This is a genomic window from Paraburkholderia sp. LEh10 (assembly GCF_017814945.1).
In the GTDB taxonomy this organism is placed as follows: Bacteria; Pseudomonadota; Gammaproteobacteria; order Burkholderiales; family Burkholderiaceae; genus Paraburkholderia.
Genome location: NZ_JAGIPX010000016.1, coordinates 1 through 25111, shown reverse-complemented (window position 1 = coordinate 25111; position 25111 = coordinate 1). Strand labels below are relative to the sequence as shown.

Here is a 25111-nt window from a genome sequence, read left to right as displayed (position 1 = left end):
AGTGCGGTCAGAACATGGTCTCCGATGACGCGGATCGGGTAATTCGTTGCTTGCCATAATATTGACTATGCAATCAATTTTCAACATACTGTGCATCGCAGCATGGTCATTCGTTGTTTTTGGATTGAATTCCCGACCGGTTCGCTGCCTGGGCAGATAAAATTTTCGGCATTGTCCCGATCTCCGCCGATAGGCAACTTACGAAAGAGCTTTTATGACGCACGGTCCTTATCAGCCGGAGTCGATTCACCTCGAATCGAGTCTTGGCTATTTCCTGACCAAAGCGCGCAACGTGCTGGTCGATCGCACGGACCGCGCGGTCGCGCATCTGGGGCTGACCACGCAGCAGATCGGCGTGATCCTGTTGCTGTCGTGCGGCCGGGCGACAACGCCGTTCGAATTGTCGCGGGTGATGTCCTATGACAGCGGATCGATGACGCGGATGCTCGATCGCCTCGAAAAGAAGGGGTTGATCGCGCGATCGCGCAGCGACAGGGACCGGCGCATCGTGAAACTGGAATTGACGCTGCAGGGCCAAGAGGCGGCGTCGCAGTTGCCGCAAATCGGCGCCGCCGTGCTCAACGAGCAACTGCGCGGTTTTTCCGACGCGGATCTGGCGACGCTGATCGATCTGCTGAGCCGATTCATTGCAAATGGCATCGACGCGGGCGCCGAGGCTGATGGATGCGCCGCTGGCGGCGCTGGGGAAGACGAAGAGGACAGGCCGTCCGCGTGAACGGCGAGCGCTAAGGCGGCCGCGCGAACTGGCGCCATTTTTTTTAAAAACTATCTGTCTGGGCAGAAAGTGTCAAGACATGAAAATTACGCCATGTGCGTCGGGCATTTTCGTGTCAGGTCAAGTTCTTGCCATGATTCACAGGAGACACGAATGACCGCCTCGGCTTCCGCTTCTGCCGATACGACGGCCGACTGGCCGATTTCCGATCTGTCGGATCGATCGGCGCCCGGTTCAGCTCCGCCCGGCGCCCCTGTTTCCCCGAAGCCCACCGTCCCTGCTCCGCTCGCTGGCGGCACGCTTGCGCTTCTGACGGTGGGGCTTGCTTTGGGCACCTTCATGGAAGTCCTCGACACGTCGATTGCCAATGTCGCCGTGCCGACGATCTCCGGCAGTCTCGGCGTCGCGACAAGCGAGGGCACATGGGTGATCTCGTCGTATTCGGTGGCATCCGCGATCGCCGTGCCGTTGACTGGATGGCTCGCGCGACGGGTGGGCGAAGTCCGGCTGTTCACGTTGTCGGTGCTGCTGTTCACGCTGGCGTCCGCGGCATGCGGCTTTGCGCAGAACTTCGAATCGCTGATCGCGTTCCGTCTGCTGCAAGGTCTCGTGTCCGGGCCGATGGTGCCACTGTCGCAGACGATTCTGATGCGCTCCTATCCGCTTGAGAAGCGCGGGCTCGCGCTCGGCTTATGGGCGATGACGGTGATCGTCGCACCGATCTTCGGGCCCGTGATGGGCGGCTGGATCACCGACAACTACACTTGGCCGTGGATCTTCTATATCAATCTGCCCATTGGCCTGTTTTCGGCTGCATGCGCGTACTTCCTGCTGCGCGGGCGCGAAACACCGACGACGAAGCAGCGCATCGACGGCGTCGGCCTCGGCCTGCTCGTGATCGGCGTGTCGTGTCTGCAGATGATGCTCGACCTGGGCAAAGATCACGACTGGTTCAATTCCACGTTCATTGTCGCGCTCTCGATCATCGCGGTGACGTCGCTCGCCTTCATGCTCGTGTGGGAGATGACGGAGAAAGAGCCTGTCGTTGATTTGTCGCTCTTCAAGGACCGCAATTTCGCACTCGGCGCGCTGATTATCTCGTTTGGTTTCATGGCGTTTTTCGGCTCGGTGGTGATCTTCCCGCTTTGGCTGCAGACCGTCATGGGATACACAGCCGGACTCGCCGGACTCGCGACGGCGCCCGTCGGCTTGCTCGCACTTGTGCTGTCGCCGATGATCGGCCGCAACATGCATCGCCTGAATTTGCGGTTGGTCGCGAGTTTCGCGTTCGTGGTCTTCGCGTTCGTGTCGCTGTGGAACTCGACGTTTACGCTCGATGCGCCGTTCAATCAGGTGATCCTGCCGCGGCTCGTGCAGGGGATCGGCGTTGCGTGCTTCTTCGTGCCAATGACGACGATCACGCTATCCAGCGTCGCCGACGAGCGGCTCGCGAGCGCGTCGGGACTGTCGAATTTCCTGCGGACGCTATCGGGCGCGATTGGTACGGCGATTAGCACGACATTTTGGGAAAACGACGCGATTTATCACCATGCGCTGCTGACCGAATCGGTAAGCGCCTATTCGGCGAATACGACCTCTTATACCGTTCAGCTGACGTCGTTGGGTTTCAACGGACAGGCGGTGACCGCCCAGTTGAATGAGATCGTCACGCAACAGGGCTACATGATGGCGACCAACGACTTCTTCCGGATCTCATGCGCGTGCTTCATCGTGCTCGCGTGTCTCGTGTGGATTACGAAGCCCAAAAAAGGAGCGGCGGCGTCAATGGGACATTGACACCGCCGCCGCCGGTTGGGAGCTTCGCCGCTCCCGGGCTTTGCTGCGTGGAATTACTTGCCGTCGACCTGAATCTCGACGCGGCGGTTCTTCGCCCGGCCGATCGACGTGGTGTTCGGCGCGACGGGCGATGCGCTGCCGTAACCCTGCACGTCCCACTTCGTGGCACGCATGCCGGCGGTGGCCAGGTAGCTCTGCACCGAGCGGGCGCGCGCCGCCGACAGACGGTTGTTCAACTCTGCTGAGCCAGTCGAATCCGTATAGCCGGCGATCGTCAGGTGGTCGATATCGACGCCCTGATTCGCCGCGACGAAGTCATCGAGCTTTGCCGTTGCAACGGGCGTCAGTGTCGCGCTGCCGACGGCGAAGGTTGCATCGCCTTGCAACGTGATTTTGCGGACGGGTGCGTGGCGCACGGGAGCCGGAGCGGGTGTGGCAACCGGTGCCACGACGGGCATGACGACGACAGGCGCCGGCGCGACCGGCTTCTCGACGACGGGCGTCGTGCACTGGAACGTGATTTCGCGCGGATCGTTTTCCGACTTGAAATCGGAAGACATGTGATCCACCGATTCAATTCGCGTCGCGCGCTTGTCGCCGCAAATGCGCTTTACTTCGGCCATGCAGCTTTGGGAGCTTTCCAGCAGACCAAGACATTGGACGCGATATGCCTGAGTACCATTGGCGAGCGTCACGACATCCGTATTATGGGTGGGACCGGAATATGAAGTGCAGCCGGCAATACCCGCGGCGCATGCAAGTGACATTAACGTACGAATGAACATGAGACTTCTCGGGAAGGAATTCAGAGGTTGCAGAACGATAAGTTCCACAAGCGTCTGCACCAATCGGAGAAGTCTTAAAGAAATGCTAATTGGCGGCGATTCGTCCTACTGAGAGACGGGCTCACCCGTCGGCGACGATGTCGATTGGCCCGACGTTCCAGCTGCATGACCGGACGACGATGTCGACGCCGCACCTGGCGTGTTGCCGCGTACGAATTGCTTGAAGTCGGCGCCCGCTTCCCAAGGGTTCGGTCGACATCCGAGAGCGCTGTCGCAATGGGCGGCAAATCCAATCGTGGACGTGCCGTCGTTGTTCGGCGCCTTTGTTATTTCGAACGCGAGCGCGCGGTTGCCGCCGTCCGGTCCCGCCGTCTGGATCAGCGAATCGGTCGCGCTAGTGACCTCGTAGCGGGAATGCGCTGTAACCCATGTGTGCGCGCGTTGCCACCACGCGTCGCATTGGCTCTTGCTGGTGCAAGTAAGGGGCGCGGTGGCGATCTGCATCACATCGGGATTGACCTGACCTTGCGTCGAGCAGCCGGCGGCGACTATGCAAAGCGTGGCTACCAGAACTTTGTTCATAACCCGGTTTCCTCCCTCGCATCACCCTTGCAAACGGGCGATCGACAAAGCGCTGCGCCATACAGGATTGGACCGCAACGGCGCCGACGTGTTCATACTGCGCGCATGGAGGCGCATCGCGATTGAGGCAGCGCAACACCAACGAACAGCAATTTTCGGCCCCGATGCGACCGCCATGAAAAAGGGCAGCGCGAAGCTGCCCTCGATGACGTCCCCGGCGCGCCCGTGCCCGGCGCGCTATACGCTGAAGCGGTTCAACGTATAGGCGCGGTATGCGGCGACGAACGCATCGAATGATCCGACTTCGTCGCGTTCGAGCTTCGCCTGTTCTTCAAGCGACTTGGCGGCAAGCGTCGCGAACGCTTGCGTTTGGGCTTCGTCCAGCGGGCGGGCGCGGAAATATTCCGCGTGCGCCGCACTCTGAGTGAGGCCGAACTCGAGGAAGCCTTGCTGCTTGTCTCGCATGATCTGCAGCACGCGAGCCGACGGCGTCAGCGATGCATCGGCGAGCTTCGCGCGTTGCGCGGCGACCGAGCGCGCGTGGCTGTCGTCGCCGCGGACCGAGTCGAGCACGGCGGCCGCGTGATCGATCTTGGCGAGCAGTTCGTTGGCCCAATCGAGCATCCTGACCGGCTGGCCGTCGCGCGTCAGTTCGAGGTCCGGCTTGCGCCCTTCCATCGTCACGCGGCCGAAGTTCCGGTTCGCTTCCGTGTACGCAGGCGGCGGCAGCGGCGCGCTCTCGTCCAGCGCACAGACCAGCAGGTAAGCGTCGAGAAAACGGGCGGTTTCCAGCGAGATGCCCGTCGGCTCGAACGGATCGATGTCCATGCAACGCACCTCGACATACTGCACGCCGCGCGCGGCCAGCGCATGCAACGGACGCTCGCCGGGATACGTGACGCGCTTCGGGCGGATCGTCGAGTAGAACTCGTTTTCGATCTGTAGCACGTTGGTGTTGATTTGCACCCATTCGCCGTCGCGCTGCGTGCCGATGGCCTCATATTGCGGATACGGCTGGCTGACCGCTTTTGCCAGCGCGTCGAGGTAGCCTGGCAGCGTGTCGTAGTCGGCGTGCAGCGCGGCCTGCGCCGTCGTGTTCGAGTAGCCGAGATCGCTCATGCGCAGGCTCGTCGCGTAAGGGCGGTAGAGCGTGTCCGCATTGAACGATTCGAGCGTGTGCGGACGGCCGCGCAGGAAACGACGATCGATCGCCGGCGATGCGCCGAACAGATACATCAGCAGCCAGCTCGTGCGGCGGAAATTGCGGATCAGCGCGAGATAACGGTCGGACTGAAAATCGACGGCATTGGCCGTCGATTGCTGGTCGGCGTGGAGCAGCCGCCACACTTCTTCGTTCAACGAATAGTTGTAGTGGATGCCCGAGATGCACTGCATTGTGCGTCCATAGCGCAGCGCGAGGCCGACGCGATACACGTATTTGAGCCTGCCGATATTCGACGTGCCGTAGTGCGCGATGGGAATCTCGTCGTCTTCGGGCAAGAGGCCCGGCATCGAGTTGTTCCACAGCAGTTCGTCGCCAATCGCCGAGTAGACGAAGCGATGCAGCGTGTCGAGACGCTCGAGCGTGGTCGCCGCGTCGTGCTCCGCGGGCGTGATGAGTTCGAGCAGCGCTTCGGAATAGTCCGTCGTCAGCGAAGGATGCGTGAGTGCAGAGCCGAGCGCGCGCGGATGCGCAGTCGTCGCGAGATGACCGTCAGCCGTCACGCGCAGGCTTTCCTTTTCGATGCCGCGCAAACCGCCCGGCAGCGCATCGCGCTGCGGGCCGGAAGTCAGCACGGACAGGCGGTGCAGGAGCGCGTCGGTCGTGCGGGAGGGTGTCGTGTTTGGCATTGATGCGGGGCGAACTTGGTCGGCCGCCATGCGCCGCACGATGTTGCTCGGGCGCGGTCGACAACGTTCGGCGGAATTTTCAGTAGCGGGCACTTTAACATCTCGCCAGAACGGCTGCTTGGGGCTGCCTCGGGCAGCATCCGCGCCGCTTGCGGCCGAGCTGCGATGTCCGGTCCGCTCCTTCTCACTCTACGCCGCGCAGGGGCGCGAAGTCGATCCGCCGCGGGCGCACATGTGTGCGCAAAGCCGCTAGCCGCCGCGCGCCGCGCCCGCGCGATCGGCGACTTCGTTCCACAGATGCATCGCCGCGTAGGCCCGCCACGGGCGCCAGGCATCGGTGCGCTCGCGCTGCAGACGCGGGCGCGAGAGCGCAGGATCGCGCGCCGCGATGGCTTGCATCAGCACCAGATCCGACGCAGGCCACGCATCGGCGTCGCGCCATGCGCGCATTGCGACGTATTCGACCGTCCACGGGCCGACGCCCGGGAGCGCGAGCAGCGACGCCCGAAGCCGCTCGACATCGAAGGACGCGCTGCCGACGCTATCGACGGGCACGTCGCCAGACGCGACCGCGCGCGCGAAGCCCTGCAACGCCTCGATGCGCTTGCCGGGCATGCCGATCTGCGCGAGGTTCGCTGCGGCCAGCGTGTCGGGAGTCGGGAAGCGCCAGGCGGTGGTTTGATGCGGATGATCGTCGATGCGCACACCGGCGCGCTGCACGATTCGTCCGATGATCGTGGTCGCGGCCTTTACACTGACTTGCTGGCCGACGATCGCCCGCACGACCAGTTCGAATCCGGACCACGCGCCGGGTACGCGCAAACCAGGCGCTGTGGCGACGAGCGGCGCGAGCCACGGATCGGCGGCAAGGCTCGCACCGATCGCCTTCGGATCGGCGTGCAGATCGAACATGCGCGCGATGGGCGCGGCGAGCGCGTCGACGTGGCGGCTCGCGGCGCCGTCGATGATCGCGACGATGCAGTGCTTGCGCGGATGCTTGCGTACGGCGAGTGTGCCGCTGTCGCCGTTCCAGCCGATCGCGCGGCGCCAGACGCCGTCTTCGACAGCTTCGACCCCCGGCGTCGCGCGGCCGCCGACAAAGCGCAGGATGCGCGGCCAGTCGAAGGGAGCCTTGTACGGCAGTTCTAGTACGGCAGTCGGCGTGGTGCTCAAGCGGCGTGATCCATGTCGGGAATGGGCGGAGTGGTGTTGCCTGCGTCCTTGGCCTCGTGGTGCGCCTCGGTGTCGAGCAGCATCGCTTTGCGTGCGATGCCCCATCGATAGCCCGCCAGCGATCCGCCCTTTTGCACGACGCGGTGGCATGGTATCGCGAGTGCGACGGGGTTCGACGCACACGCGCTCGCGACGGCTCGTACCGCCCGCGGCGATCCGACTGCCTCGGCGATCTGCGAATAGCTGCGCGTCTCACCGTAGGGGATGCGCCGCAAGGCTTCCCAGACGCGCTGCTGGAATGCTGTGGCGGCGATGTCGAGGGGCAGATCGAAGCGCTGGCGTGTGCCGCGCAAATAGGCATCGACCTGGTCGATGAACGGCGCGAGCCGCGCCGGGTCGTCGATCAGTTCCGCGCTCGCGAATTCCTTGCCCAGTTCGTCTGCGAGCGCCGCGGGGTCGTCGCCGAAGGCGATCTTGCAGATGCCCTTGTCGGTCGTCGCGACGAGCACGAGGCCAAGCGAGGTCGGCGCGCTCGCGTAGCGGACGCGCAGGCCGGCGCCTTTGCGGCGGTAGTCGGAGGGCGCCATGCCCAGTTCCGCAGCGGCTGTGTCGTACATGCGCGACGGCGAGCCGAAGCCGGCGTCGACGGTCGCGCGTGTGACGTCCACGCCGCGTTGCAGGGAGTCGCGCAGCGCCGCGCCGCGCTGGGCCGCCTGGTATTGCCGCGGCGACACGCCGACTACGCGCTTGAAAAGCCGCTGCAGATGAAACGGGCTGACGTGCACGGCTTCGCTGAGTTGCGCGAGCGTGAGACGCTGCTGCGGATCGGCGTCGAGTGCCGCGCACGCGCGATTGACGATCTCCAGTTCGCGCGGCAGGCCGCCAGGCTGGCAGCGCTTGCATTCGCGATAACCGGCGGCGCGTGCTTCGTCGGCCGAGCTGAAAAAGTCGACGTTCTCACGACGCGGAAACCGCGACGCGCACGACGGACGGCAAAACACGCCCGTCGTGCGCACGCCATAGAAGAAGGCGCCGTCAGCGGACATGTCGCGATTCAGAACGGCCGTCCAGCGTTCGTCGTCGGTGGAGAATGCGCTGGCTTCGGATAAGGCTGTGTTCATCGTTTGCCCCGAGGGACGGTTTCGACGCTTACCAATCTAGCGGGCAAGCTTACACAGTACGCTCCGCTTCTTGCTGTGTCATTTGGCTGAACGCCGGCCGGCCTTGGTCCACCCAAATACCGGGACAGAATGAGAAGCAAAAAAATCGGGGTTTTCCCTTAAAAAGTTATTGCGTCGCATCAAGCTGGCGTGTATAGTGGTTCCTGTCTCCTCCATGTCTCCTCCTGATATGGATTCAGCCCGCCCACTTAGGCGGGCTTTTTTTTGTCCCTTCGGCGCTCCTTTTCTTCCCGGCTTCCCGGCTTCCCGGCTTCCCGGCTTCCCGGCTTCCCGGCTTCCCGGCTTCCCGGTGCCTCGTTCCGGCCGCGAACTTCGCGCGCAATTCCTTCTAAACTGGGTTCTCTCGCCGGAACTTCAGCCAAGGACAGGATGCCGCCCATGAAATTCCAGATTCTCGATATCGATCACGTCGTCATTCGCGCGGCGGATCTCGACAAGATGACGCGCTTTTACCGTGAGGTGCTCGGCTGCGCGCTGGAGAAGGAGCAACTCGATCTCGGCCTGATCCAGCTACGGGCGGGACGCGCTCTGATCGATCTGCTGCAGGTCGGGGGGAGTATCGACCGGCCGGATAGCGGCGTGCCGGGCGAGGGGCGCAACATGGATCACGTGTGCCTGCGCGTCGAACCATTCGATGCTGCTGCGCTCATGGAATGGCTTGCCGGGAAGCACGTGCGGATCGGTGAGCAGGCGACGCGTTACGGTGCGGATGGTTACGGGCCTTCGCTTTATCTGTTCGATCCGGAGGGTAATATGGTTGAGCTGAAAGGCCCACCGACCGCGGCTACCTGAAAGGACCGCCTCGTTTATTGGTACACAGGACGACCGAATCCGCGACTAGCGGCCGCCATGCGCCGCCGGACGCGCATCGGCGGCGGCCTTGAGGACCGTCCACTCGATCGGCACGGCGTCGGCGGTTTCACTGCCGAGCCATGCCGCGTTGTCCTGGACCGTGCACTGCAGGCGCATCGTCCGTTCGGCCAGCGCGGCGAGGGCGGGCGCGACGTTTTCGCCAAGCGACCACACCGTCACGTTCCGCAGACGTTCGACCTTGTTGCGCACGCCTTGCCACCAGATATCGGAAGTCCGGCCGCCATAGGCGATCACGATCACTTCGTTCGCGCGGCTGCTCGCCTTGGCGATCCGGCGCTCGTCCGGTTGCCCGACCTCGATCCATGTGTCGACGGCGCCCGTCAGGTCTTTGGCCCACAGGTCCGGTTCATCGATATCCGAAAGGCCCTTGCAGAATTCGAGGCGTTCTTGTGCAAATAGTGCGAACGCGGCTACGCGGACCATCATGCGCTCGCTGGTTTCCGACGGATGCAGCGCGATTGTCACCGAATGGTCGGCATAGTAATGCCGGTCCATGTCGGCGATCTGGACTTCAGCTTTATAAATTGTCGATTTCAGAGCCATGCTGCAACCTGGTCCCGCAAAGGCGGACCGGATAGTGAATAAAGAGTCGGCGTACCTAGCCATGATCGTTCCCCTGCCTTGCAGCGGTCACGCCTGGGTCGCGCGTCTCGCCGGTGAAACATGTCGGTCGGGTTGCAGTGTGTCGGGCGCGAGGCCTCGATCCATCAACCCCTCTGCTTTCGCTTGCTCGGAAAGCAGCAACCTCTGTGCCGATCATCTGTCTTGGCGAGACGCGATCAACGATTTCTGCTGCGAGGTGGGAGCGTGATGATACCGAATATGCGGGGACGCTATGACATTCCGATGAGCGTCAGGCCCGCGCGGCGCGCTCATGAGGGCGTGGAATGAGCGAACTGGAGGGAGCGGCCGGGGATTGTCAATCCCGGCGATTTACGAAAATGCCGGCGGAAAATCAAAATGGCCGGGTAAAAACCCGGCCACGCTGAAAACGCGAAAGCGGACTTTCGTTTGGTGTTCGTATTCACCCAACATTCGATGTCGGGGGCGATCCAACTTCCGAAATCTATTGCTTGATAAAGCGGTCGTTAGTCCAAAGGCCTTGCGTATCGCTATTGCCCGCATTCACGAATTCGACGTCGTGTCCGACCACCCGAACGACGCGGAAATCCGAATTTTCCGGTGTCGCGATGCACTCATATCCTGAGAAGAATTCCTGCATTTTCTGCTGCTCGCCCGCCTGGGCGTGCTGCGTGACGGCGTCGAGTTTGTCTCTCGACAGGCAGCCATATGCATTCGCCTTGAACTGCACTGTTTGCAGGGGTTTGACGACGACGTCCTGCGCGTGCGCACCTGCTGCCGCGACCAAACCCGTCAGTGCGAAAAGAATGGCGACTCGCTTGCTCATGGTTACCCTCCGTGCGGGTTTATTGCTCAGGTTAGCTATGTATTTAACTGCCGGAAAAGACGCACATTTTTAACTCTAGGAGAACGGTCGTGAACGGCAAGCAGATCTTGTGTGCGAGTGCAACAGCGGCGAATTGTCGCACCGCCTGCGTGGGCGTCCCGATGCCGCCCTATTGGCGTGGTTTGGCAATTATTCGGCGGATAGCGAAAAGAAATGCTGGTCGCAAACAGTGTCTACGTAACGTTTTGCGGGAGCGATACGCGTTTACGCTTAAAGCCTAGTAAGCCGTTTGCGATTACGTCATTAAGGTTTGATGCATCGCACACAAAGTCATTCGCGCGATTCATCAAATGAGGTTTCAGATTGGAGCGAACGCAGAATAAAAAGGATGCCTGGCGGAATCCGCACCTAAGGCGGCAGTAACGGCACGCCATTCACGTCTTGCATCGACGTGGAGTTCATGGATAAATCGACCGGCCAAAGGAGACGATTCATGACATTTGCACACTGGCTTCCCTTCGCCATTGCCTCAGCGATTCTCGTCGCGATACCCGGCCCTACCGTGCTGCTTGTAATTTCTTACGCGCTCGGCCACGGCCGGCGTTACGCGATGGTGACGACGGCAGGCGTCGCGCTCGGCGACCTGACGTCGATGACGGCGTCAATGCTCGGGCTCGGCGTTATTCTCGCGGCATCGGCGACGTTGTTCACCGCGCTCAAATGGATCGGCGCCGCGTACCTGATTTATCTCGGGCTAAAGCTGTGGCGCGCGCCCGCGCCGACGGGCGACGCGCCGCCCGCCGGCGAAACGCGTACGGGCCACATCTTCGCGCACGCCTACGCGGTGACGGCGCTCAATCCGAAAAGCATCGTGTTCTTCGTGGCGTTCGTTCCGCAGTTCATCGATACGCAGGTCGCCACGTGGTCGCAGATTGCAATTTTCGAAGCGACCTTCGTCGCGCTCGGGACGTTGAACGCACTCGGCTATGCATTCCTCGCATCAGGTGCGCGGCGCGCGATTCGCAGCCCGCGCGTGCAGCGCGCCGTCAATTGCACAGGTGGGACGCTGCTGATCGGTGCCGGACTTTTGGCGGCGGCGTGGAAAAAGTCGGCGGCCTGAAAGCGATTCGCCGTTGGTGAGCCCACGTACCTGGCGCGTTGCTTGCAGGTGAACGTGCGCATGTCGAGTGTGCGAGGTGGAGCACACGCAGCGAGATTCGCCCCGCCTACAATGAAAGTGTCGTTGTTCCATCGATCTGGAGGTCACTGTGATCGAGCATTTGATTCTCGGCGCGTTTTTGATCGTGCCGCTTCTCATCGTCGCGTTCCTGTTTTCCGACGAGCTTTGGCAGGAACATCGCCAGGCGCTGCACGACGACGAGCATCACAGGCGCATGGACTGGCGACATCGTATTCGCAGCCTGCTGCATCACTGAGCGAGCTGGCGTCACCGGAACGGAAGGAGGCTGCCATGCTGGCCTTCACTTTTTCGTGGACGGAATACTGGCTGTGAATGGTTGCGCTGATTCTCATCAGCGTCGCCCTGACGTCGATTTGCGGGTCGGTGCCGCGCGCGCCCGATCCGCCGGATGACGACGTATGGGCTGTCGCGCGCAATTCTCCCCTGCTGGCGTTGCTCCGCGCGATCCGTCGGCCCGCGCCGGGCCTTTTGCGGGCTCTTTCCGTGCGCCGTCAAAATGGCGTGCAAACCTTGTTCTGTTCACCGGATTGCGTCGCGATCCGCATGCGTACTCTTTCGTCCATGCAATGTCGCTTGCCAATGTCCGCCGATGCGGGGAAACCTATTTGTTTTTATAGGTAGCGTCTGGCTAAAATGCGGCTAAAGTGAATCATCAGACGTAACAAACCTTGGCCTTTTCGAGACGTCGCGGGGGATTGTATGAACCGGTTGATCGATCAAGAGATCGCGCACATCTCGCGCGTCATGCGGCCATCGCTGCTCGGCGATCTGGGCGGTGCCATCCTTTCTTCCCGGTATTGGCGCATGCGCCTGCACGCGTTGCTCGATGCCCCCTCCCTTACCAAGGCGCAGCTCTGCTCGATCGATAGCCTGCTGCTCCAGCTGGATGACTACGAACGGCGCGGCCCTCAGGTCTATTCGACGCCCCCAGCCGAGGCATTTGCGGAAAATCGCGCCGAGCGAAGTTCCGAGCAGGTTGCCGTGCATGGGTGAAGTTGGGCGGTCGGCCTGAGCCGCCCAGCGGCGTGCGTGATTGTGTACGAAACCCCGCTTGAGTCAGCGCGACTCTTTAACTGGCAGGCTTTTAGCCGAGTCCACTAGGCGCTGTGTACCTAAAGCGCGCACTTGAACCGGAGTGAGACGTTGGCACGGATGAAACCTACTGTAACTCGCTTACAAGCGTCTCATATAGGGCATTCTGGCGTGTTTTCATGGACTCGTGTACCAATAGGAGTCTCGCCCCGTAGCTGGTTGTCCGGATCAAGACGGTCCGATCGATCCTGATGCGTCCCGCAACTGCGCTTCGACGAAATCGCCCCACATTTGCATCTCTCGTTTGCTATAGCCGCTGGACTGTTCACGCGCCTTTCCGGCCGACTGCAGCATGGCATCTATATGGCTCGAAGCAGTGCGGCGAAAATCGTGCAGCACAAAATGCTCGACACCCATCGAGAGCGTCTTGACCGCCTGATTCAGCGTGCCCTTCGCAATAGGCCGATCTTCGCCTCCGCGCGTCGACGGAAAGACGCGATTGCGGCGGCCCTTCGCATCGCGTAGCTCACGGAGTATCGCCACGGCCTGGGCCGAAAGGTGGTCGCGGCGCTCGCGGCCGTTGCTCGCCCGCGCGGCGGGTAGCGTCCACGTGCCGGCGTCGAGATCGAATTCGCGCCATGTCGCTTCGATCAGTTCGGATTTGTTCGCCATCGTGAGCACGAGCAAGTGGACGGCGAGTTTCAACGGCCGGCGGATGCATGATTGGTAGATCGCGCTCAGCAACGTGCCGATCTCGTTTGCGGACAGCACCCGCATGCGGCCGTCGTGAGTGGCGACCGTGCGCGCTGCGATGGCTTCGGCAGGATTGGAACTCGCCAGTTGTCGCGCGATCAGGAACGCAAACAGACGCTTCACGACGTTGCGCGTGTGCAGCGCCATTTGCGGCGCGCCTCGGTTCTTGATCGCATCGCAAATGGACTGGACATCTTCGGTGGTGACCTGGGCGATAGGCTTGTGACCGATTGCAGGAAGGATGTCCTTGTCGAGCGCGCGCTGCGTCGTGCGCCGATATTCCGCGGATTTGCGGGCGATTTCGGAGGCTACGTAAAGCTCGGCGCCATCACGCAGCACGTCGATCCGTTTCTCGGCGCCCCGATCCTGCCTCGCTATCGAGACGGGCGACAAACCATTCGCGACTACATCTGCGTATTTTTGCGCGCGGGCGCGGGCGACGCGCAACGACATCAACTGATAGTCGCCGATCGTGACCATCGGCTGCCGCTGTCCGTTTAGCGTGTAGCGAAAGCGCCAGACCTTCTTTCCCGTCGGCATCACTTCCAGGATGAGGCCCTTGCCGTCGGCGACGCTGTAACGCGTCTCGCGAGGCTGCAAGTTGCGGATGTGGGATTCGGTGAGTGGCGTCGCGAGTTTCGGCATGAGCGGGTTGGTACACAGGATGCGCCGAATACGAAGTGTACCTGTTTGTGTACCTAAAAATAGCTGCTTCTGAGCGTAGCGCTGGTTGTCCGTGGGCTACACGGTGTGTGAGTTGCTGGGACAGGCAGCGCCCCTCGCCTATTTGCCGATACAAAACCTGCTGAAAATCACACCCAAGAGGTCGTCCGAGGTGAATTCTCCGGTGATCGAATTGAGCTGATCCTGACCCAGCCGCAATTCCTCTGCGAAGAGGTCAAGAGCCTGCGCGTTCTGATCTGCATGGTCGGCCGCCAGTCCTAAATGTTCCTGCGCGGCGCGAAGCGCAATCAGATGTCGCTCGCGCGCCAGATAAACGCTTTCGGCGCCCGCCTGCCATCCTGCGATCCGCAGCAATTCGCCGCGCAACAGGTCGATCCCGTTACCCATCTTGGCTGACAGGCGTACCTCGCATAAGTCGATACCGTCCGCATCGCTCGGTCTGGCGACGGAAGGTGCGACATCAGTCAGATCTGTCTTGTTCAACACTCGCACAACAGGCACGCCGGCCGGAAATCGCACGGCGATCGATTCATCGCCGGGCGTCATGCCCGAGCGGGCGTCGAGCAGATGCAGCACCACGTCGGCGCGTTCGATCTCGCCCCACGTGCGCTCGATTCCGATCCTCTCGACCTCGTCTTCCGTATCGCGCAAGCCGGCGGTGTCGATTACATGCAGTGGGATGCCTTCGATCTGTATCGTCTGCGCGACCTTGTCGCGAGTCGTGCCGGCGATCGGCGTGACGATTGCGAGTTCGGCGCCCGCGAGTGCGTTCAGCAGCGACGATTTGCCAACATTCGGCTGCCCCGCGAGCACGACGGATAAACCTTCACGCAGCAACGCGCCCTGCCGTGCCTCGCTCAGCACGAGCGCGAGACGTTCACGGATGCGCGCGAGCTTGCCGCGTGCGTCGGCGGCTTCGAGGAAATCAATCTCTTCTTCGGGAAAATCGAGCGTTGCCTCGACCAGCATCCGCAACGCGATGACCTCTTCGACCAGCGCGTGAATATCGCGTGAGAACGCGCCTTCCAGTGAGCGTCCGGCCGAGCGTGCCGCTGCCTCCGTGCTCGCCTCGATGAGATCGGCGACTGCCTCGGCTTGGGCGAGATCGAGCTTGTCGTTGAGAAACGCACGGCGCGTGAATTCGCCAGGTTCCGCAAGGCGCAGGCCGAATGCGCGGCCCGCGTCGATACATCGTTGCAGAACCAGTTGTAGGACGATGGGGCCGCCGTGTCCTTGCAGTTCGAGCACATGTTCGCCCGTGTACGAATGCGGCGCGGGAAAATACAGCGCGATGCCGCGGTCAAGCGCATTTCCGCCGCCGTCGAGGAACGGAACATAGCTTGCGTGACGCGGCGCGAGCGCCTGACCCGTCAGCGCTTGCATCATCGGCTGTGCTGCCGCTTCACCGGCACGGCCGAACGATATCCGAACGACGCCTATCCCGCCGCGACCGGGCGCGGTGGCAATGGCGACGATGGGATCGGAGTCGGTGGCGAGCATGGGAACGGATGGAAATGATCTTGAGACACGCGCACGACCCGTGCGCCAAACGCCTGGCATTGTAACGCGCGCGTTCGGCCGGCCTGGCGGGCGCGACTGTCAATTCGGGTGAAATCCGTGTACAGATTATCTCAGACAAGATAAGACAACCTGGTCGCCCAATCGATTGACGCAAAGTCTACGTGTAGTCCAATCCTTACGGATTATGCTTAAGCGATCTGCACGCCTCAAAAGAGACTAATCTTGATGCTTGCTGGATCAGGATAGTCGGATCTAAAACGCGCTAAATGTAGCGTGTACGGTTGTCTACCTGCAATGCGTCGGACGGCACAATTTCCCGATGCCAACCGTCGAAGAAAAAGCGGCCTTTGCCGAGCGACTCAAGTTCGCGATGAGACGCGCCCCTGAAAAACTCAAGGGCGGGACCGACCTTGCGTTGCATTTCAATCTGCGCCATCACGGAGATCAGCCAGTTTCACCGCAAACGGTGCACAAATGGTTGAGCGGCCGCACGATTCCGACTGACGACAAGCTTCGAACGCTCGCCGCGTGGTTCGAAGTCGATGTCCATTGGCTGCATTACGGACCTTCGCCTAGCGGTGCGACGAGGAGTGTTCCGAAGCCCTTGGAGCGCGGCGAGAAATATCCGCTTTCACCTGAGACGCTCGAACTCGCGTCAAAAATCGAATCGCTGACGCCGCATCACCGCTACCTGGTGCAGGAGTTGATTGCGCAACTCTACGGCGACGCCGATAAATCTTAAGGAACATGGAAATAAAAACCGCCCGGTTATGCCGGGCGGTTTTTTGTTTCGGATTGGATCGGCCATAAAGAAGGCCGATCCGAACGCGCGATCAGACAGCCTTCCTTTTCTGACCCATCATCCGCGTGATGTAGTACTGCTGGGCAATCGACAGCACGTTGTTCACGACGTAGTACAGCACGAGACCCGCCGGGAAGAAGAAGAACATGACCGAGAAGGCGATCGGCATGAACATCATCATCTTGGCCTGGACTGGGTCCGGCGGCGTCGGGTTCAGCTTCGTCTGAACAAACATCGAGACGGCCATCAGCACGGGCAGGATGAAATACGGATCCTGCTGGGACAGATCGTGAATCCACAGGACCCACGGCGCGCCGCGCATTTCAACCGACGACAGCAGCACCCAGTACAGCGAGATAAACACCGGAATCTGAATCAGGACGGGCAGACAGCCGCCGAACGGATTCACTTTCTCAGTCTTGTACAGCTCCATCAGAGCCGCGTTCATCTTCTGCGGATCGCCCTTGAAGCGCTCGCGCAGCGCCTGCATGCGCGGCGTGATTTCCTTCATGCGCGCCATCGACTTGTAGCTCGCCGCCGACAGCGGGAAGAACACCGCCTTGATCAGCAGCGTCAGCAGGACGATCGCCCAGCCCCAGTTGCCCACATAGCTGTGGATCTTTTCGAGCAGCCAGAACAGCGGCTTGGCAATGATCGTCACCCAGCCGTAATCCTTCACCAGTTCCAGACCCGGCGCGATGCCTTCGAGCATCCGCTCTTCTTCGGGACCGGCAAACAGGCGCGCGGACACATCAACCGTCTGGCCCGGCTGGATTGTCTGTACCGGCTGCTTGACGCCGACGCGATAGAGCGACGGATCGATTTTCTCGACATAGATGTCACGCTTGGCGCCCTGCTGCGGAATCCACGCCGACGCGAAATAGTGCTGCACCATCGCGATCCAGCCGTTGTTGGCCGACTTTGCGTAGTCTTCCTTGTTCTTGTCGATATCGCCGAAGCTCAGCTTCTGGAAGTGATGCTGCTCGGTGTAGACAGCCGGGCCGATGAACGTGTGCGAGAAGCGCGGCGTCTCGACGGGCTGGCTGTCGCGCACGAGTTCCATGTAGACGGTGGGACTGACGGGCGTCGAACCGACGTTCTGGATCTTTGTGTCGACGTTGATCACATAGCTGCCGCGCGTGAACGTGTAAGTCTTCACGACCTTCACGCCACCCTTTTCCGGCGACTCGAACGACAGCTTCAGCGTGTTGCCCGTCATGTCGGTCGGCTGTCCCGCGACGGGCGTGAACACGTCGGTGTGATTCGGGAAATCGCCGCCGAGCAGGCCCGTGCGCGCCAGATACGTGTGGTCGGCCGTATGGTCGAACAGCGTGATGACCTGCTCAGGCTGCTTGCCCTCGCCCGGCTTGATCAGCGTGAGTTTGGACAGGGTGCCGCCACGCGTGTCGATGTTGCCGCGATACACGTCGGTGCTGAACGAAACCAGCTGCGCCTGCTGCGCGGCGGGCGTGGTCGAGCCCGGTGCGGCGGCATTGGTCTGCGGCAGTTCAGCGGGGGTTCCCTGCGTCGTCGATCCCGGCGCAGCGGGGCTTGCCGTCTTGGTCGGCGTCGCGCTCGGGAAAAACATCGACGGGCGTCCATGGTCGCGCTGCCAGTTGTCGAACAGCATGACAGCTGACATGAAGAAGATGACCCATAGGACGGTGCGTTTGATATCCATGCGTTGTCTCAGTGTCGATGGCACAGCGCGTCAGCGCTTCTTAGGAGTTGGAGGCGGGACAAGATCGATGCCGCCCGCCGAAAACGGGTGACAGCGGCACAGGCGCCTTGCGGCGAGGTAAGTACCACGCGCGGCGCCATGATACTGGATTGCTTCGCGCGCGTAATCCGAACAGGAGGGATAAAAACGGCACCGGTTGCCGAGCATGGGACTCACGGCAATCTTGTAGAAACGCAGCAAGGCGAACAATACCGTTTGCATGACTAGTGCGGCTGGACTGCACCGCCTGAAATGAGGCGCTGGAAGACAGTCGCGCCTCGAGGCTGCGCGGATATCATGGCGCGGCGGGCGGCTTGACCGCCGGCTGCACCGCCGACACTTCGCGACGGGCAATTTCGCGCGCTGCCTTGTCGAGCAGCTCGTCGATTTCGCCGCGGCACAGTGCTTTCAAGGGCGGCGACGATCCGCTGGGCATCGCCTTCCTGTCGAACTTCGCATGCAACCGCAGCAGCACGTCCCAGCCGCCAAACTGCGCGCGGCGCAGCCGAAACGCTTCGCGAGCAAGACGCTTCACCAGATTACGCGTGACAGCGCGCGGCGCATATTTCTTGCCGATCACGAGGCCGAGGCGCGCTGCGTTGCCTGTCGGCCGTGCGTACACGACGAAGTGTGCGGTACGGCGCCACGGGCGCAAACGAAAAACGGATGAAAATTCATCCGTTTTTAGCAGCCTTGCGGCTTTGGGAAAGGCTGCGGACGCCTGCAACTGAACTGGGTTCTGTTGCGGCGCGTCTGCCGTTCCCGCAGCGACGCGGGTCTCGGACACAGCGCGCACTCGGCTTGACCGCGTGTCTGCCTGCCTTAGATGGCGAGGCGCTTGCGGCCCTTTGCGCGGCGTGCGTTGATGACTTTGCGGCCACCAGCGGTCTTCATGCGAACGCGGAAGCCATGGGTGCGCTTACGGCGCGTCACGGAAGGTTGGTAGGTACGTTTCATGTTGCTCTCACTTGTTTGAGAAATGACCGCGCGAGCATCGCTGAAAGTGCAATGGCCGGAGGTTCGAAAATTGGTTTTCGCGGAACCCGCTATTTAAACCGGTTTTCTCTGAGCCGTCAATAGTTTAGGCCGATGATCCACAGCCGGCATCTTTCGGCGTTGTTTGATCAGGCCCTGTGGATAACTCACTTTGCACGCCGTTTTGGCGGTAGAATCTCGCCTTACTTCCCAAGAATCCTGCCCGCCGCCCCGGCCCGCTTGACCCCGCAAACCCTTGTGGCACAAGCGTCTGGGGCTTTTCCGCCTGGCAGCTTCGGGCCTCGTCGCGTATCTCGCGACCAGAGCGCGGGCGGAAAAGCGGCGCAACCATAACGATAGCAACTTGATGAACGAATTCTGGCAACACTGTTCCGCACTGCTGGAGCGTGAATTGACGCCCCAGCAGTACGTGACGTGGATCAAACCGTTGGCCCCGGTCGCCTTCGACGCCGATGCGAATACCCTGAGCATCGCCGCGCCGAACCGTTTCAAGCTGGACTGGGTCAAGAGCCAGTTTTCCGGTCGCATCACCGACCTCGCGCGCGACTTCTGGCATTCGCCCGTCGACGTCCAGTTCGTCCTCGATCCCAAGGCCGGCTTGCGCTCGGCGCCTGCCGCGCCGTCACGGCCGTCTCCCGTGGGTGTGAACAGCGCGACGGCAACAGTGGATGCCGCCGTCGGCGCCGTGCAGGCTGCTCAGGTGGCCCGCGCGGGCGGGATGGCCGGCGCCAGCGCAATGGGGGGGCTCGGTGCGTCCATCAACGCGGCACAACTGACTGACGACGCCGCCGACCTCGACTTGCCCAGCCTCGACGCCAACGAAGCTGCTGCGGCACGCCGCACGTGGCGGCCGGGCGCGGCCGCGCCCGCGTCAGGCGGTGAAAACGACTCCATGTATGAGCGCTCGAAGCTGAACCCGGTGCTCACTTTCGACAACTTCGTGACCGGCAAGGCCAACCAGTTGGCGCGCGCCGCCGCGATCCAGGTCGCCGACAACCCCGGCATTTCATACAACCCGTTGTTTCTGTACGGCGGCGTGGGCCTCGGCAAGACGCACCTGATTCACGCAATCGGCAATCAACTGCTGATGGACAAGCCCGGCGCGCGCATCCGCTACATCCACGCGGAACAGTACGTGTCGGATGTGGTAAAGGCGTACCAGCGCAAGGCGTTCGACGACTTCAAGCGCTACTACCATTCGCTGGACCTGCTGCTGATCGACGATATTCAGTTCTTTTCGGGCAAGTCCCGGACGCAGGAAGAGTTTTTCTACGCGTTCGAGGCGCTGGTCGCCAACAAGGCGCAGGTCATCATCACCAGCGATACGTATCCGAAGGAAATCTCAGGCATCGACGACCGTCTGATTTCCCGTTTCGACTCTGGCCTGACCGTCGCAATCGAGCCGCCCGAGCTCGAGATGCGGGTCGCGATTCTGATGCGCAAGGCGCAATCGGAGGGCGTGAGTCTGAATGAGGACGTCGCGTTCTTCGTCGCGAAGCATCTGCGCTCGAACGTGCGCGAACTGGAAGGCGCGCTGCGCAAGATTCTCGCTTACTCGAAATTCCACGGCCGCGAGATCACGATCGAGCTAACCAAGGAGGCGCTGAAAGACCTGCTGACCGTGCAAAACCGGCAGATTTCGGTCGAAAACATCCAGAAGACGGTTGCCGACTTTTACAGCATCAAGGTCGCCGATATGTATTCGAAGAAACGGCCGGCCAACATCGCGCGGCCGCGCCAGATCGCGATGTACCTGGCGAAGGAGTTGACGCAGAAGAGCCTGCCGGAAATCGGCGAGCTGTTCGGCGGGCGCGACCATACGACGGTGCTGCACGCGGTGCGCAAGATCGCCGACGAGCGCGGCAAGGATGCGCAGCTGAATCACGAGTTGCACGTCCTGGAGCAGACGCTGAAGGGCTAGAGGCGCTCAAAAGGGCCGGATCAAACCGAAGGGTTCCTCGAACCGGTCGGAAAAATCGAACTGTTTATTGCGCAAGTCACCCCCAATATAGGGAAGTGCTTCCATTTTCAGGCACAATACAGGTTTAACCGCCCGGCAAAAGCGGGCGGGAATTTACGCCGTGACTGGCGCAGTGCGGCGCCGGCGGGGGGCCGGGACCGTGCGCCTTAGTATTGCCGGGCAAGGCGCGCAGGCCGTCATATCAACGAAGGAACTCTATGCAACTGGTCAAGACCGAACGCGATAACCTCCTCAGGCCGCTGCAAACCGTGAGCGGCATTGTCGAACGCCGTCATACGTTGCCGATCCTCGCCAATTTGCTTATTACCAAGAACGGCCCGGACGTCTCGTTCCTGTCCACCGACCTCGAACTGCAAATCACCACGCGCGCTGACTTCGGCGTCGGCGGCGAGTCAGTGGCCACGACGGTGGCGGCACGCAAGCTCCTCGACATCCTGCGCGCGATGCCCGACGGGCAGGTCACGCTCACCTTGAACGACAAGCGTCTGACGGTACAGTCCGGCAAGAGTCGTTTCGCGCTGCAAACGCTGGCCGCCGACGAGTTCCCGACCGTCGCTCAAGCTAAAGACTTCGGCGCGAACCTCGCGGTTCCCCAAAAGACGTTCCGCCAGTTGCTCGGCATGGTCCACTTCGCGATGGCGCAGCAGGACATCCGTTACTACCTGAACGGCATGCTGCTGGTGGTCGACGGCGATCAGCTGATGGCTGTCGCAACGGACGGTCACCGTCTGGCGTTTTCGTCGATGAAGATCGAAGGCTCGTTCGCGCGCCAGGAAGTGATCATCCCGCGTAAGACGATTCTCGAACTGCAACGGCTGCTCGAAGACATCGACGATGTGCTTAAGATCGACATCGCGCCGACGCAGGTCAAGTTCACGTTTGGCGGCGTCGAACTGGTGTCGAAGCTGGTCGAAGGTAAGTTTCCCGACTTCCAGCGGGTGATCCCGAAGTCGCACAAGAACACGTTCGTGATCGGTCGCGAAGAGCTGCAGCGCTCGCTGCAACGCGCGGCCATTCTGACGTCGGACAAGTTCAAGGGCGTGCGCTGCATCGTCGAGCCGGGCCAGCTGAAAATCATGTCCACCAACGCGGACCAGGAAGAAGCGCAGGAAGAACTCGAAATCGCCTACCAGGGCGACAGCATCGACATCGGTTTCAACGTCACGTATCTGCTCGACGTGCTCGCCAACCTGAAGGTCGACATGCTGCAAGTCAGTCTCGGCGACGCCAGCTCGAGCGCGCTGATCACGATTCCCGAGAACGACGAGTTCAAATACGTGGTGATGCCGATGCGCATCTGACGCGTCCAACACGAAAAAACATCAAGGGGCGCAGCGCCCCTTTGGTGTTTTTATGGTGTTTTGAAAAGCTCCGAGCAGTAACGAAGCAGTAACGCAGAACCGGAAGAAATCCATGAGTGAACTGAACAATTCGCAACCCGATAACAGCTACGGCGCCTCGTCCATTCAGATCCTCGAAGGTCTGGAGGCCGTGCGCAAGCGGCCGGGTATGTATATCGGGGATACGTCGGACGGGACCGGTCTGCATCACCTCGTATTCGAGGTGCTCGACAATTCGATCGACGAGGCGCTCGCCGGTCATTGCGACGACATTCAGGTCATCATCCACGCCGACAACTCGATTTCCGTCACCGACAACGGCCGTGGCATTCCGACGGGTATCAAGCGCGACGACAAGCACGATCCGAAGCGCAGCGCCGCCGAAATCGTGATGACCGAGCTGCACGCGGGCGGCAAGTTCGACCAGAACAGCTACAAGGTGTCGGGCGGCCTGCACGGCGTGGGCGTGTCGTGCGTGAACGCGCTGTCGTCGTGGCTGCGCCTTACCGTGCGCCGCGACGGCAAGAAGCACTTCATGGAGTTTCACCGTGGCGTGCCGCAGAACCGCGTGATCGAAGAAGTGGACGGCGAACACCTGTCGCCGATTCCTGTCGTCGGCGATACGGAAAACCGCGGCACCGAAGTGCATTTCATGGCCGATGAGACGATCTTCGGCAATGTCGAATACCACTACGACATCCTCGCGAAGCGCATTCGCGAACTCTCATTCCTGAACAACGGCGTGCGGATTCGTCTCACCGACCAGCGTTCGGGCAAGGAAGACGATTTCGCGTTCGTCGGCGGCGTGAAGGGCTTCGTCGAGTACATCAACAAGACAAAGACCGTGCTGCATCCGACGATTTTCCATATCGTCGGCGAGAGGGAAGGGGTGGGCGTCGAAGTGGCGATGCAGTGGAACGACAGCTACAACGAAAACGTGCTGTGCTTCACGAACAACATTCCACAGCGCGACGGCGGCACGCACCTGACGGGCCTGCGCGCGGCGATGACGCGAGTGATCAACAAGTACATCGTCGATCACGAGATCGCGAAGAAGGCAAAGGTCGAAACTTCCGGCGACGACATGCGTGAAGGGCTGTCGTGTGTGCTGTCAGTGAAGGTGCCGGAGCCGAAGTTCAGTTCGCAGACAAAGGACAAGCTGGTTTCGTCGGAAGTGCGCGCGCCCGTCGAAGAAGTGGTCGCGAAGGCGCTCGAAGAGTTTCTGCTGGAGACGCCGAACGACGCGAAGATCATCTGCGGCAAGATCGTCGACGCAGCGCGCGCCCGTGATGCTGCGCGCAAGGCGCGCGAGATGACGCGACGCAAGGGCGTGCTGGACGGCGTCGGACTGCCGGGCAAGCTCGCAGACTGCCAGGAGAAAGATCCTGCGAAGTCCGAGATTTATATCGTCGAGGGTGACTCCGCAGGCGGTTCGGCAAAGCAGGGCCGCGACAGAAAATTCCAGGCCATTCTGCCGCTGCGCGGCAAGGTGCTGAACGTCGAGAAGGCTCGGTACGACAAACTGCTGTCGTCGGAGCAGATCGTCACGCTGATCACCGCGCTCGGCTGCGGCATCGGCAAGGACGACTACAACCTCGACAAGCTGCGCTATCACCGCATCATCATCATGACCGATGCGGACGTCGACGGCGCGCACATCCGTACGCTGCTGCTGACGTTCTTCTATCGTCAGATGCCGGAGATGATCGAGCGCGGCTACATCTACATCGCGCAGCCGCCGTTGTACAAGGTGAAGGCCGGCAAGGACGAGCGTTATCTTAAGGACACGGCGGAATTGAACGCGCATATGCTGCGCCTCGCTCTGAACGGGTCCGAGCTGATTCCGTCAGAAGGCGCGACGCCGATTGCGGGCGATGCGCTGGGTGAGCTGGCTCGTTCTTATTTGTTGGCACAGGCTGTGGTGGATCGTCTGAGCAAGCTTTACGACGAAGCCGCGCTCGGCGCGGTGATGGACGGCGTGACGGTCGACCTGTCGAGCGAACAATCGACGGAAGCGTCGGCGCGCGCGCTCGAAGCCAAGTTGCGTGACGATCCGCTCAAGCCTGAGGTCAACGTAATCGCCATGTACGACCCGGTGCGTGAACTGCGTTCGCTGCGCGTCGAGCGTCGTCATCACGGCAACGTGAAGGTGACGGTGATCGATGAAGAGTTCCAGCTGACTGCCGACTACCTGCAATTGGTCAATACGGCGAATACGTTCAAGGGCTTGATCGGCGAGGGCGCGGTGATCAAGCGTGGCGAGCGCAGCATGGCCGTGAACGACTTCAAGAGCGCTATGAAGTGGCTGATTGCCGATGCGGAGCGGAATGTGTCGAAGCAGCGCTATAAGGGGCTAGGTGAGATGAACCCCGAACAGCTGTGGGAAACGACGATGGATCCGAGCGTGCGTCGTCTGCTGCGCGTGCAGATCGAGGATGCGATTGCGGCAGATGGAATCTTTACGACGCTGATGGGCGATGAAGTCGAGCCGCGCCGGGCGTTTATCGAAACCAATGCGTTGCGGGCGGGGAATATTGACGTGTGAGGATCGCCTCGCACCTTCACCCAATCCGCTAACGTCTAAAAAACTCCAACCGGCAACGGTTGGAGCTTTTTATTGGGTGCGCCCGGCAGGGCGCACTTACCTGGAGGTGAAAGTCCTCTACCCACCCGGCAAGGGGAAGGGTTAGCTGAA

At 61.3% G+C, this 25111-nt stretch carries 24 protein-coding genes; 11 read left to right on the top strand and 13 right to left on the bottom strand.

Annotated features, from left to right (window positions below):
* Window positions 1–214 precede the first annotated feature (214 nt).
* Window positions 215–736 (top strand): MarR family winged helix-turn-helix transcriptional regulator, encoded by a 522-nt coding sequence (locus tag J8I87_RS15570; RefSeq protein ID WP_209932348.1) that lies wholly within the window; start codon window positions 215–217, stop codon window positions 734–736.
* Between the two features lie 153 nt (window positions 737–889).
* Window positions 890–2533 carry a DHA2 family efflux MFS transporter permease subunit gene (locus J8I87_RS15565; protein WP_245253961.1) on the top strand — a complete coding sequence of 548 codons (1644 nt, stop codon included), beginning with the start codon at window positions 890–892 and terminating at the stop codon, window positions 2531–2533.
* Between the two features lie 53 nt (window positions 2534–2586).
* On the opposite strand, the gene J8I87_RS15560 is transcribed toward J8I87_RS15565, so the two are convergent.
* The 5 genes from J8I87_RS15560 to ada form a co-directional block, all read right to left on the bottom strand.
* Window positions 2587–3093 (bottom strand): OmpA family protein, encoded by a 507-nt coding sequence (locus J8I87_RS15560; protein ID WP_245253960.1) that lies wholly within the window; start codon window positions 3091–3093, stop codon window positions 2587–2589.
* A gap of 330 nt (window positions 3094–3423) precedes the next feature.
* A complete protein-coding gene (locus J8I87_RS15555) occupies window positions 3424–3900 on the bottom strand; it encodes a hypothetical protein (RefSeq protein WP_209932346.1) in 477 nt (158 codons plus the stop codon).
* Between the two features lie 237 nt (window positions 3901–4137).
* Window positions 4138–5751 (bottom strand): glutamate--cysteine ligase, encoded by a 1614-nt coding sequence (gene gshA, locus J8I87_RS15550; protein ID WP_209932345.1) that lies wholly within the window; start codon window positions 5749–5751, stop codon window positions 4138–4140.
* Between the two features lie 249 nt (window positions 5752–6000).
* The gene (locus J8I87_RS15545) at window positions 6001–6924 is read right to left on the bottom strand and encodes a DNA-3-methyladenine glycosylase family protein (RefSeq protein WP_245253959.1); all 924 of its coding nucleotides are present in this window, start codon (window positions 6922–6924) and stop codon (window positions 6001–6003) included.
* Window positions 6921–8045 carry a bifunctional DNA-binding transcriptional regulator/O6-methylguanine-DNA methyltransferase Ada gene (gene ada, locus J8I87_RS15540; RefSeq protein ID WP_209932343.1) on the bottom strand — a complete coding sequence of 375 codons (1125 nt, stop codon included), beginning with the start codon at window positions 8043–8045 and terminating at the stop codon, window positions 6921–6923. The genes J8I87_RS15545 and ada overlap by 4 nt, the downstream gene beginning before the upstream one ends.
* Before the next feature lie 438 nt (window positions 8046–8483).
* On the opposite strand from ada, the gene J8I87_RS15535 reads away from it, so the two are divergent.
* Entirely contained in the window at window positions 8484–8897 is a 414-nt protein-coding gene (locus J8I87_RS15535) for a VOC family protein (RefSeq protein ID WP_209932342.1), read from the top strand.
* Window positions 8898–8942: 45 nt separating this feature from the next.
* Here J8I87_RS15535 and J8I87_RS15530 read toward each other — a convergent pair whose 3' ends face one another.
* Together J8I87_RS15530 and sap1 are read right to left on the bottom strand one after the other, a co-directional pair.
* Window positions 8943–9521, bottom strand: a complete 579-nt coding sequence (locus J8I87_RS15530) for a YaeQ family protein (protein ID WP_209932341.1) — start codon at window positions 9519–9521, stop codon at window positions 8943–8945.
* Window positions 9522–10044: 523 nt separating this feature from the next.
* Window positions 10045–10386 carry a surface attachment protein Sap1 gene (sap1, locus tag J8I87_RS15525; RefSeq protein ID WP_209932340.1) on the bottom strand — a complete coding sequence of 114 codons (342 nt, stop codon included), beginning with the start codon at window positions 10384–10386 and terminating at the stop codon, window positions 10045–10047.
* A 493-nt stretch (window positions 10387–10879) separates the two neighbouring features.
* Between sap1 and J8I87_RS15520 the strand changes: the two genes are divergently transcribed.
* The 4 genes from J8I87_RS15520 to J8I87_RS15505 all read left to right on the top strand — a co-directional run bounded on the left by J8I87_RS15520 (window position 10880) and on the right by J8I87_RS15505 (window position 12580).
* Window positions 10880–11506 carry a LysE family translocator gene (locus tag J8I87_RS15520; RefSeq protein WP_209932339.1) on the top strand — a complete coding sequence of 209 codons (627 nt, stop codon included), beginning with the start codon at window positions 10880–10882 and terminating at the stop codon, window positions 11504–11506.
* Window positions 11507–11654: 148 nt separating this feature from the next.
* Window positions 11655–11822 carry a hypothetical protein gene (locus tag J8I87_RS15515; RefSeq protein ID WP_209932338.1) on the top strand — a complete coding sequence of 56 codons (168 nt, stop codon included), beginning with the start codon at window positions 11655–11657 and terminating at the stop codon, window positions 11820–11822.
* A gap of 77 nt (window positions 11823–11899) precedes the next feature.
* The gene (locus J8I87_RS15510; RefSeq protein WP_209932337.1) at window positions 11900–12208 is read left to right on the top strand and encodes a hypothetical protein; all 309 of its coding nucleotides are present in this window, start codon (window positions 11900–11902) and stop codon (window positions 12206–12208) included.
* 78 nt (window positions 12209–12286) lie between these two features.
* Window positions 12287–12580, top strand: a complete 294-nt coding sequence (locus J8I87_RS15505; RefSeq protein ID WP_209932336.1) for a hypothetical protein — start codon at window positions 12287–12289, stop codon at window positions 12578–12580.
* 267 nt (window positions 12581–12847) lie between these two features.
* On the opposite strand, the gene J8I87_RS15500 is transcribed toward J8I87_RS15505, so the two are convergent.
* Together J8I87_RS15500 and mnmE are read right to left on the bottom strand one after the other, a co-directional pair.
* Window positions 12848–14017 carry an integrase arm-type DNA-binding domain-containing protein gene (locus J8I87_RS15500; RefSeq protein WP_209932335.1) on the bottom strand — a complete coding sequence of 390 codons (1170 nt, stop codon included), beginning with the start codon at window positions 14015–14017 and terminating at the stop codon, window positions 12848–12850.
* A 138-nt stretch (window positions 14018–14155) separates the two neighbouring features.
* A complete protein-coding gene (mnmE, locus tag J8I87_RS15495) occupies window positions 14156–15556 on the bottom strand; it encodes a tRNA uridine-5-carboxymethylaminomethyl(34) synthesis GTPase MnmE (protein ID WP_209932334.1) in 1401 nt (466 codons plus the stop codon).
* A 340-nt stretch (window positions 15557–15896) separates the two neighbouring features.
* Here mnmE and J8I87_RS15490 point away from each other — a divergent pair, with 340 nt between their 5' ends.
* On the top strand, window positions 15897–16319 hold the full coding sequence (locus J8I87_RS15490; RefSeq protein WP_209932333.1) for a transcriptional regulator: 423 nt from the start codon (window positions 15897–15899) through the stop codon (window positions 16317–16319).
* Window positions 16320–16410: 91 nt separating this feature from the next.
* Here the strand turns inward: J8I87_RS15490 and yidC are convergent, their stop codons facing one another.
* The 4 genes from yidC to rpmH form a co-directional block, all read right to left on the bottom strand.
* On the bottom strand, window positions 16411–18060 hold the full coding sequence (gene yidC, locus J8I87_RS15485) for a membrane protein insertase YidC (protein WP_209932332.1): 1650 nt from the start codon (window positions 18058–18060) through the stop codon (window positions 16411–16413).
* Window positions 18061–18090: 30 nt separating this feature from the next.
* Window positions 18091–18321, bottom strand: coding sequence for a membrane protein insertion efficiency factor YidD (gene yidD / locus J8I87_RS15480; protein ID WP_007581797.1), 231 nt, complete (start codon window positions 18319–18321; stop codon window positions 18091–18093).
* Window positions 18322–18394: 73 nt separating this feature from the next.
* Window positions 18395–18895, bottom strand: a complete 501-nt coding sequence (gene rnpA / locus J8I87_RS15475) for a ribonuclease P protein component (protein WP_209932331.1) — start codon at window positions 18893–18895, stop codon at window positions 18395–18397.
* A 26-nt stretch (window positions 18896–18921) separates the two neighbouring features.
* Window positions 18922–19056, bottom strand: coding sequence for a 50S ribosomal protein L34 (gene rpmH, locus J8I87_RS15470; RefSeq protein ID WP_004198824.1), 135 nt, complete (start codon window positions 19054–19056; stop codon window positions 18922–18924).
* 385 nt (window positions 19057–19441) lie between these two features.
* Between rpmH and dnaA the strand changes: the two genes are divergently transcribed.
* The 3 genes from dnaA to gyrB all read left to right on the top strand — a co-directional run bounded on the left by dnaA (window position 19442) and on the right by gyrB (window position 24961).
* Window positions 19442–21016 (top strand): chromosomal replication initiator protein DnaA, encoded by a 1575-nt coding sequence (gene dnaA, locus J8I87_RS15465; protein ID WP_245253958.1) that lies wholly within the window; start codon window positions 19442–19444, stop codon window positions 21014–21016.
* A gap of 257 nt (window positions 21017–21273) precedes the next feature.
* Window positions 21274–22377, top strand: coding sequence for a DNA polymerase III subunit beta (gene dnaN, locus J8I87_RS15460; RefSeq protein WP_209932330.1), 1104 nt, complete (start codon window positions 21274–21276; stop codon window positions 22375–22377).
* A 112-nt stretch (window positions 22378–22489) separates the two neighbouring features.
* Complete coding sequence (gyrB, locus tag J8I87_RS15455; protein WP_209932329.1) at window positions 22490–24961, top strand: DNA topoisomerase (ATP-hydrolyzing) subunit B; 2472 nt, start codon at window positions 22490–22492, stop codon at window positions 24959–24961.
* Window positions 24962–25111 lie beyond the last annotated feature (150 nt).

Coding starts and splice junctions, on each gene's coding strand:
- rpmH (WP_004198824.1), bottom strand. CDS start 19,056: ATGAAACGTACCTACCAACCTTCCGTGACGCGCCGTAAGCGCACCCAT.
- yidC (WP_209932332.1), bottom strand. CDS start 18,060: ATGGATATCAAACGCACCGTCCTATGGGTCATCTTCTTCATGTCAGCT.
- J8I87_RS15570 (WP_209932348.1), top strand. CDS start 215: ATGACGCACGGTCCTTATCAGCCGGAGTCGATTCACCTCGAATCGAGT.
- J8I87_RS15490 (WP_209932333.1), top strand. CDS start 15,897: ATGCCAACCGTCGAAGAAAAAGCGGCCTTTGCCGAGCGACTCAAGTTC.
- J8I87_RS15505 (WP_209932336.1), top strand. CDS start 12,287: ATGAACCGGTTGATCGATCAAGAGATCGCGCACATCTCGCGCGTCATG.
- yidD (WP_007581797.1), bottom strand. CDS start 18,321: ATGCAAACGGTATTGTTCGCCTTGCTGCGTTTCTACAAGATTGCCGTG.
- mnmE (WP_209932334.1), bottom strand. CDS start 15,556: ATGCTCGCCACCGACTCCGATCCCATCGTCGCCATTGCCACCGCGCCC.
- gyrB (WP_209932329.1), top strand. CDS start 22,490: ATGAGTGAACTGAACAATTCGCAACCCGATAACAGCTACGGCGCCTCG.
- J8I87_RS15520 (WP_209932339.1), top strand. CDS start 10,880: ATGACATTTGCACACTGGCTTCCCTTCGCCATTGCCTCAGCGATTCTC.
- J8I87_RS15500 (WP_209932335.1), bottom strand. CDS start 14,017: ATGCCGAAACTCGCGACGCCACTCACCGAATCCCACATCCGCAACTTG.
- dnaA (WP_245253958.1), top strand. CDS start 19,442: ATGAACGAATTCTGGCAACACTGTTCCGCACTGCTGGAGCGTGAATTG.
- J8I87_RS15530 (WP_209932341.1), bottom strand. CDS start 9,521: ATGGCTCTGAAATCGACAATTTATAAAGCTGAAGTCCAGATCGCCGAC.
- J8I87_RS15555 (WP_209932346.1), bottom strand. CDS start 3,900: ATGAACAAAGTTCTGGTAGCCACGCTTTGCATAGTCGCCGCCGGCTGC.
- dnaN (WP_209932330.1), top strand. CDS start 21,274: ATGCAACTGGTCAAGACCGAACGCGATAACCTCCTCAGGCCGCTGCAA.
- sap1 (WP_209932340.1), bottom strand. CDS start 10,386: ATGAGCAAGCGAGTCGCCATTCTTTTCGCACTGACGGGTTTGGTCGCG.
- J8I87_RS15510 (WP_209932337.1), top strand. CDS start 11,900: ATGGTTGCGCTGATTCTCATCAGCGTCGCCCTGACGTCGATTTGCGGG.
- J8I87_RS15565 (WP_245253961.1), top strand. CDS start 890: ATGACCGCCTCGGCTTCCGCTTCTGCCGATACGACGGCCGACTGGCCG.
- J8I87_RS15560 (WP_245253960.1), bottom strand. CDS start 3,093: ATGTCTTCCGATTTCAAGTCGGAAAACGATCCGCGCGAAATCACGTTC.
- ada (WP_209932343.1), bottom strand. CDS start 8,045: ATGAACACAGCCTTATCCGAAGCCAGCGCATTCTCCACCGACGACGAA.
- J8I87_RS15535 (WP_209932342.1), top strand. CDS start 8,484: ATGAAATTCCAGATTCTCGATATCGATCACGTCGTCATTCGCGCGGCG.
- gshA (WP_209932345.1), bottom strand. CDS start 5,751: ATGCCAAACACGACACCCTCCCGCACGACCGACGCGCTCCTGCACCGC.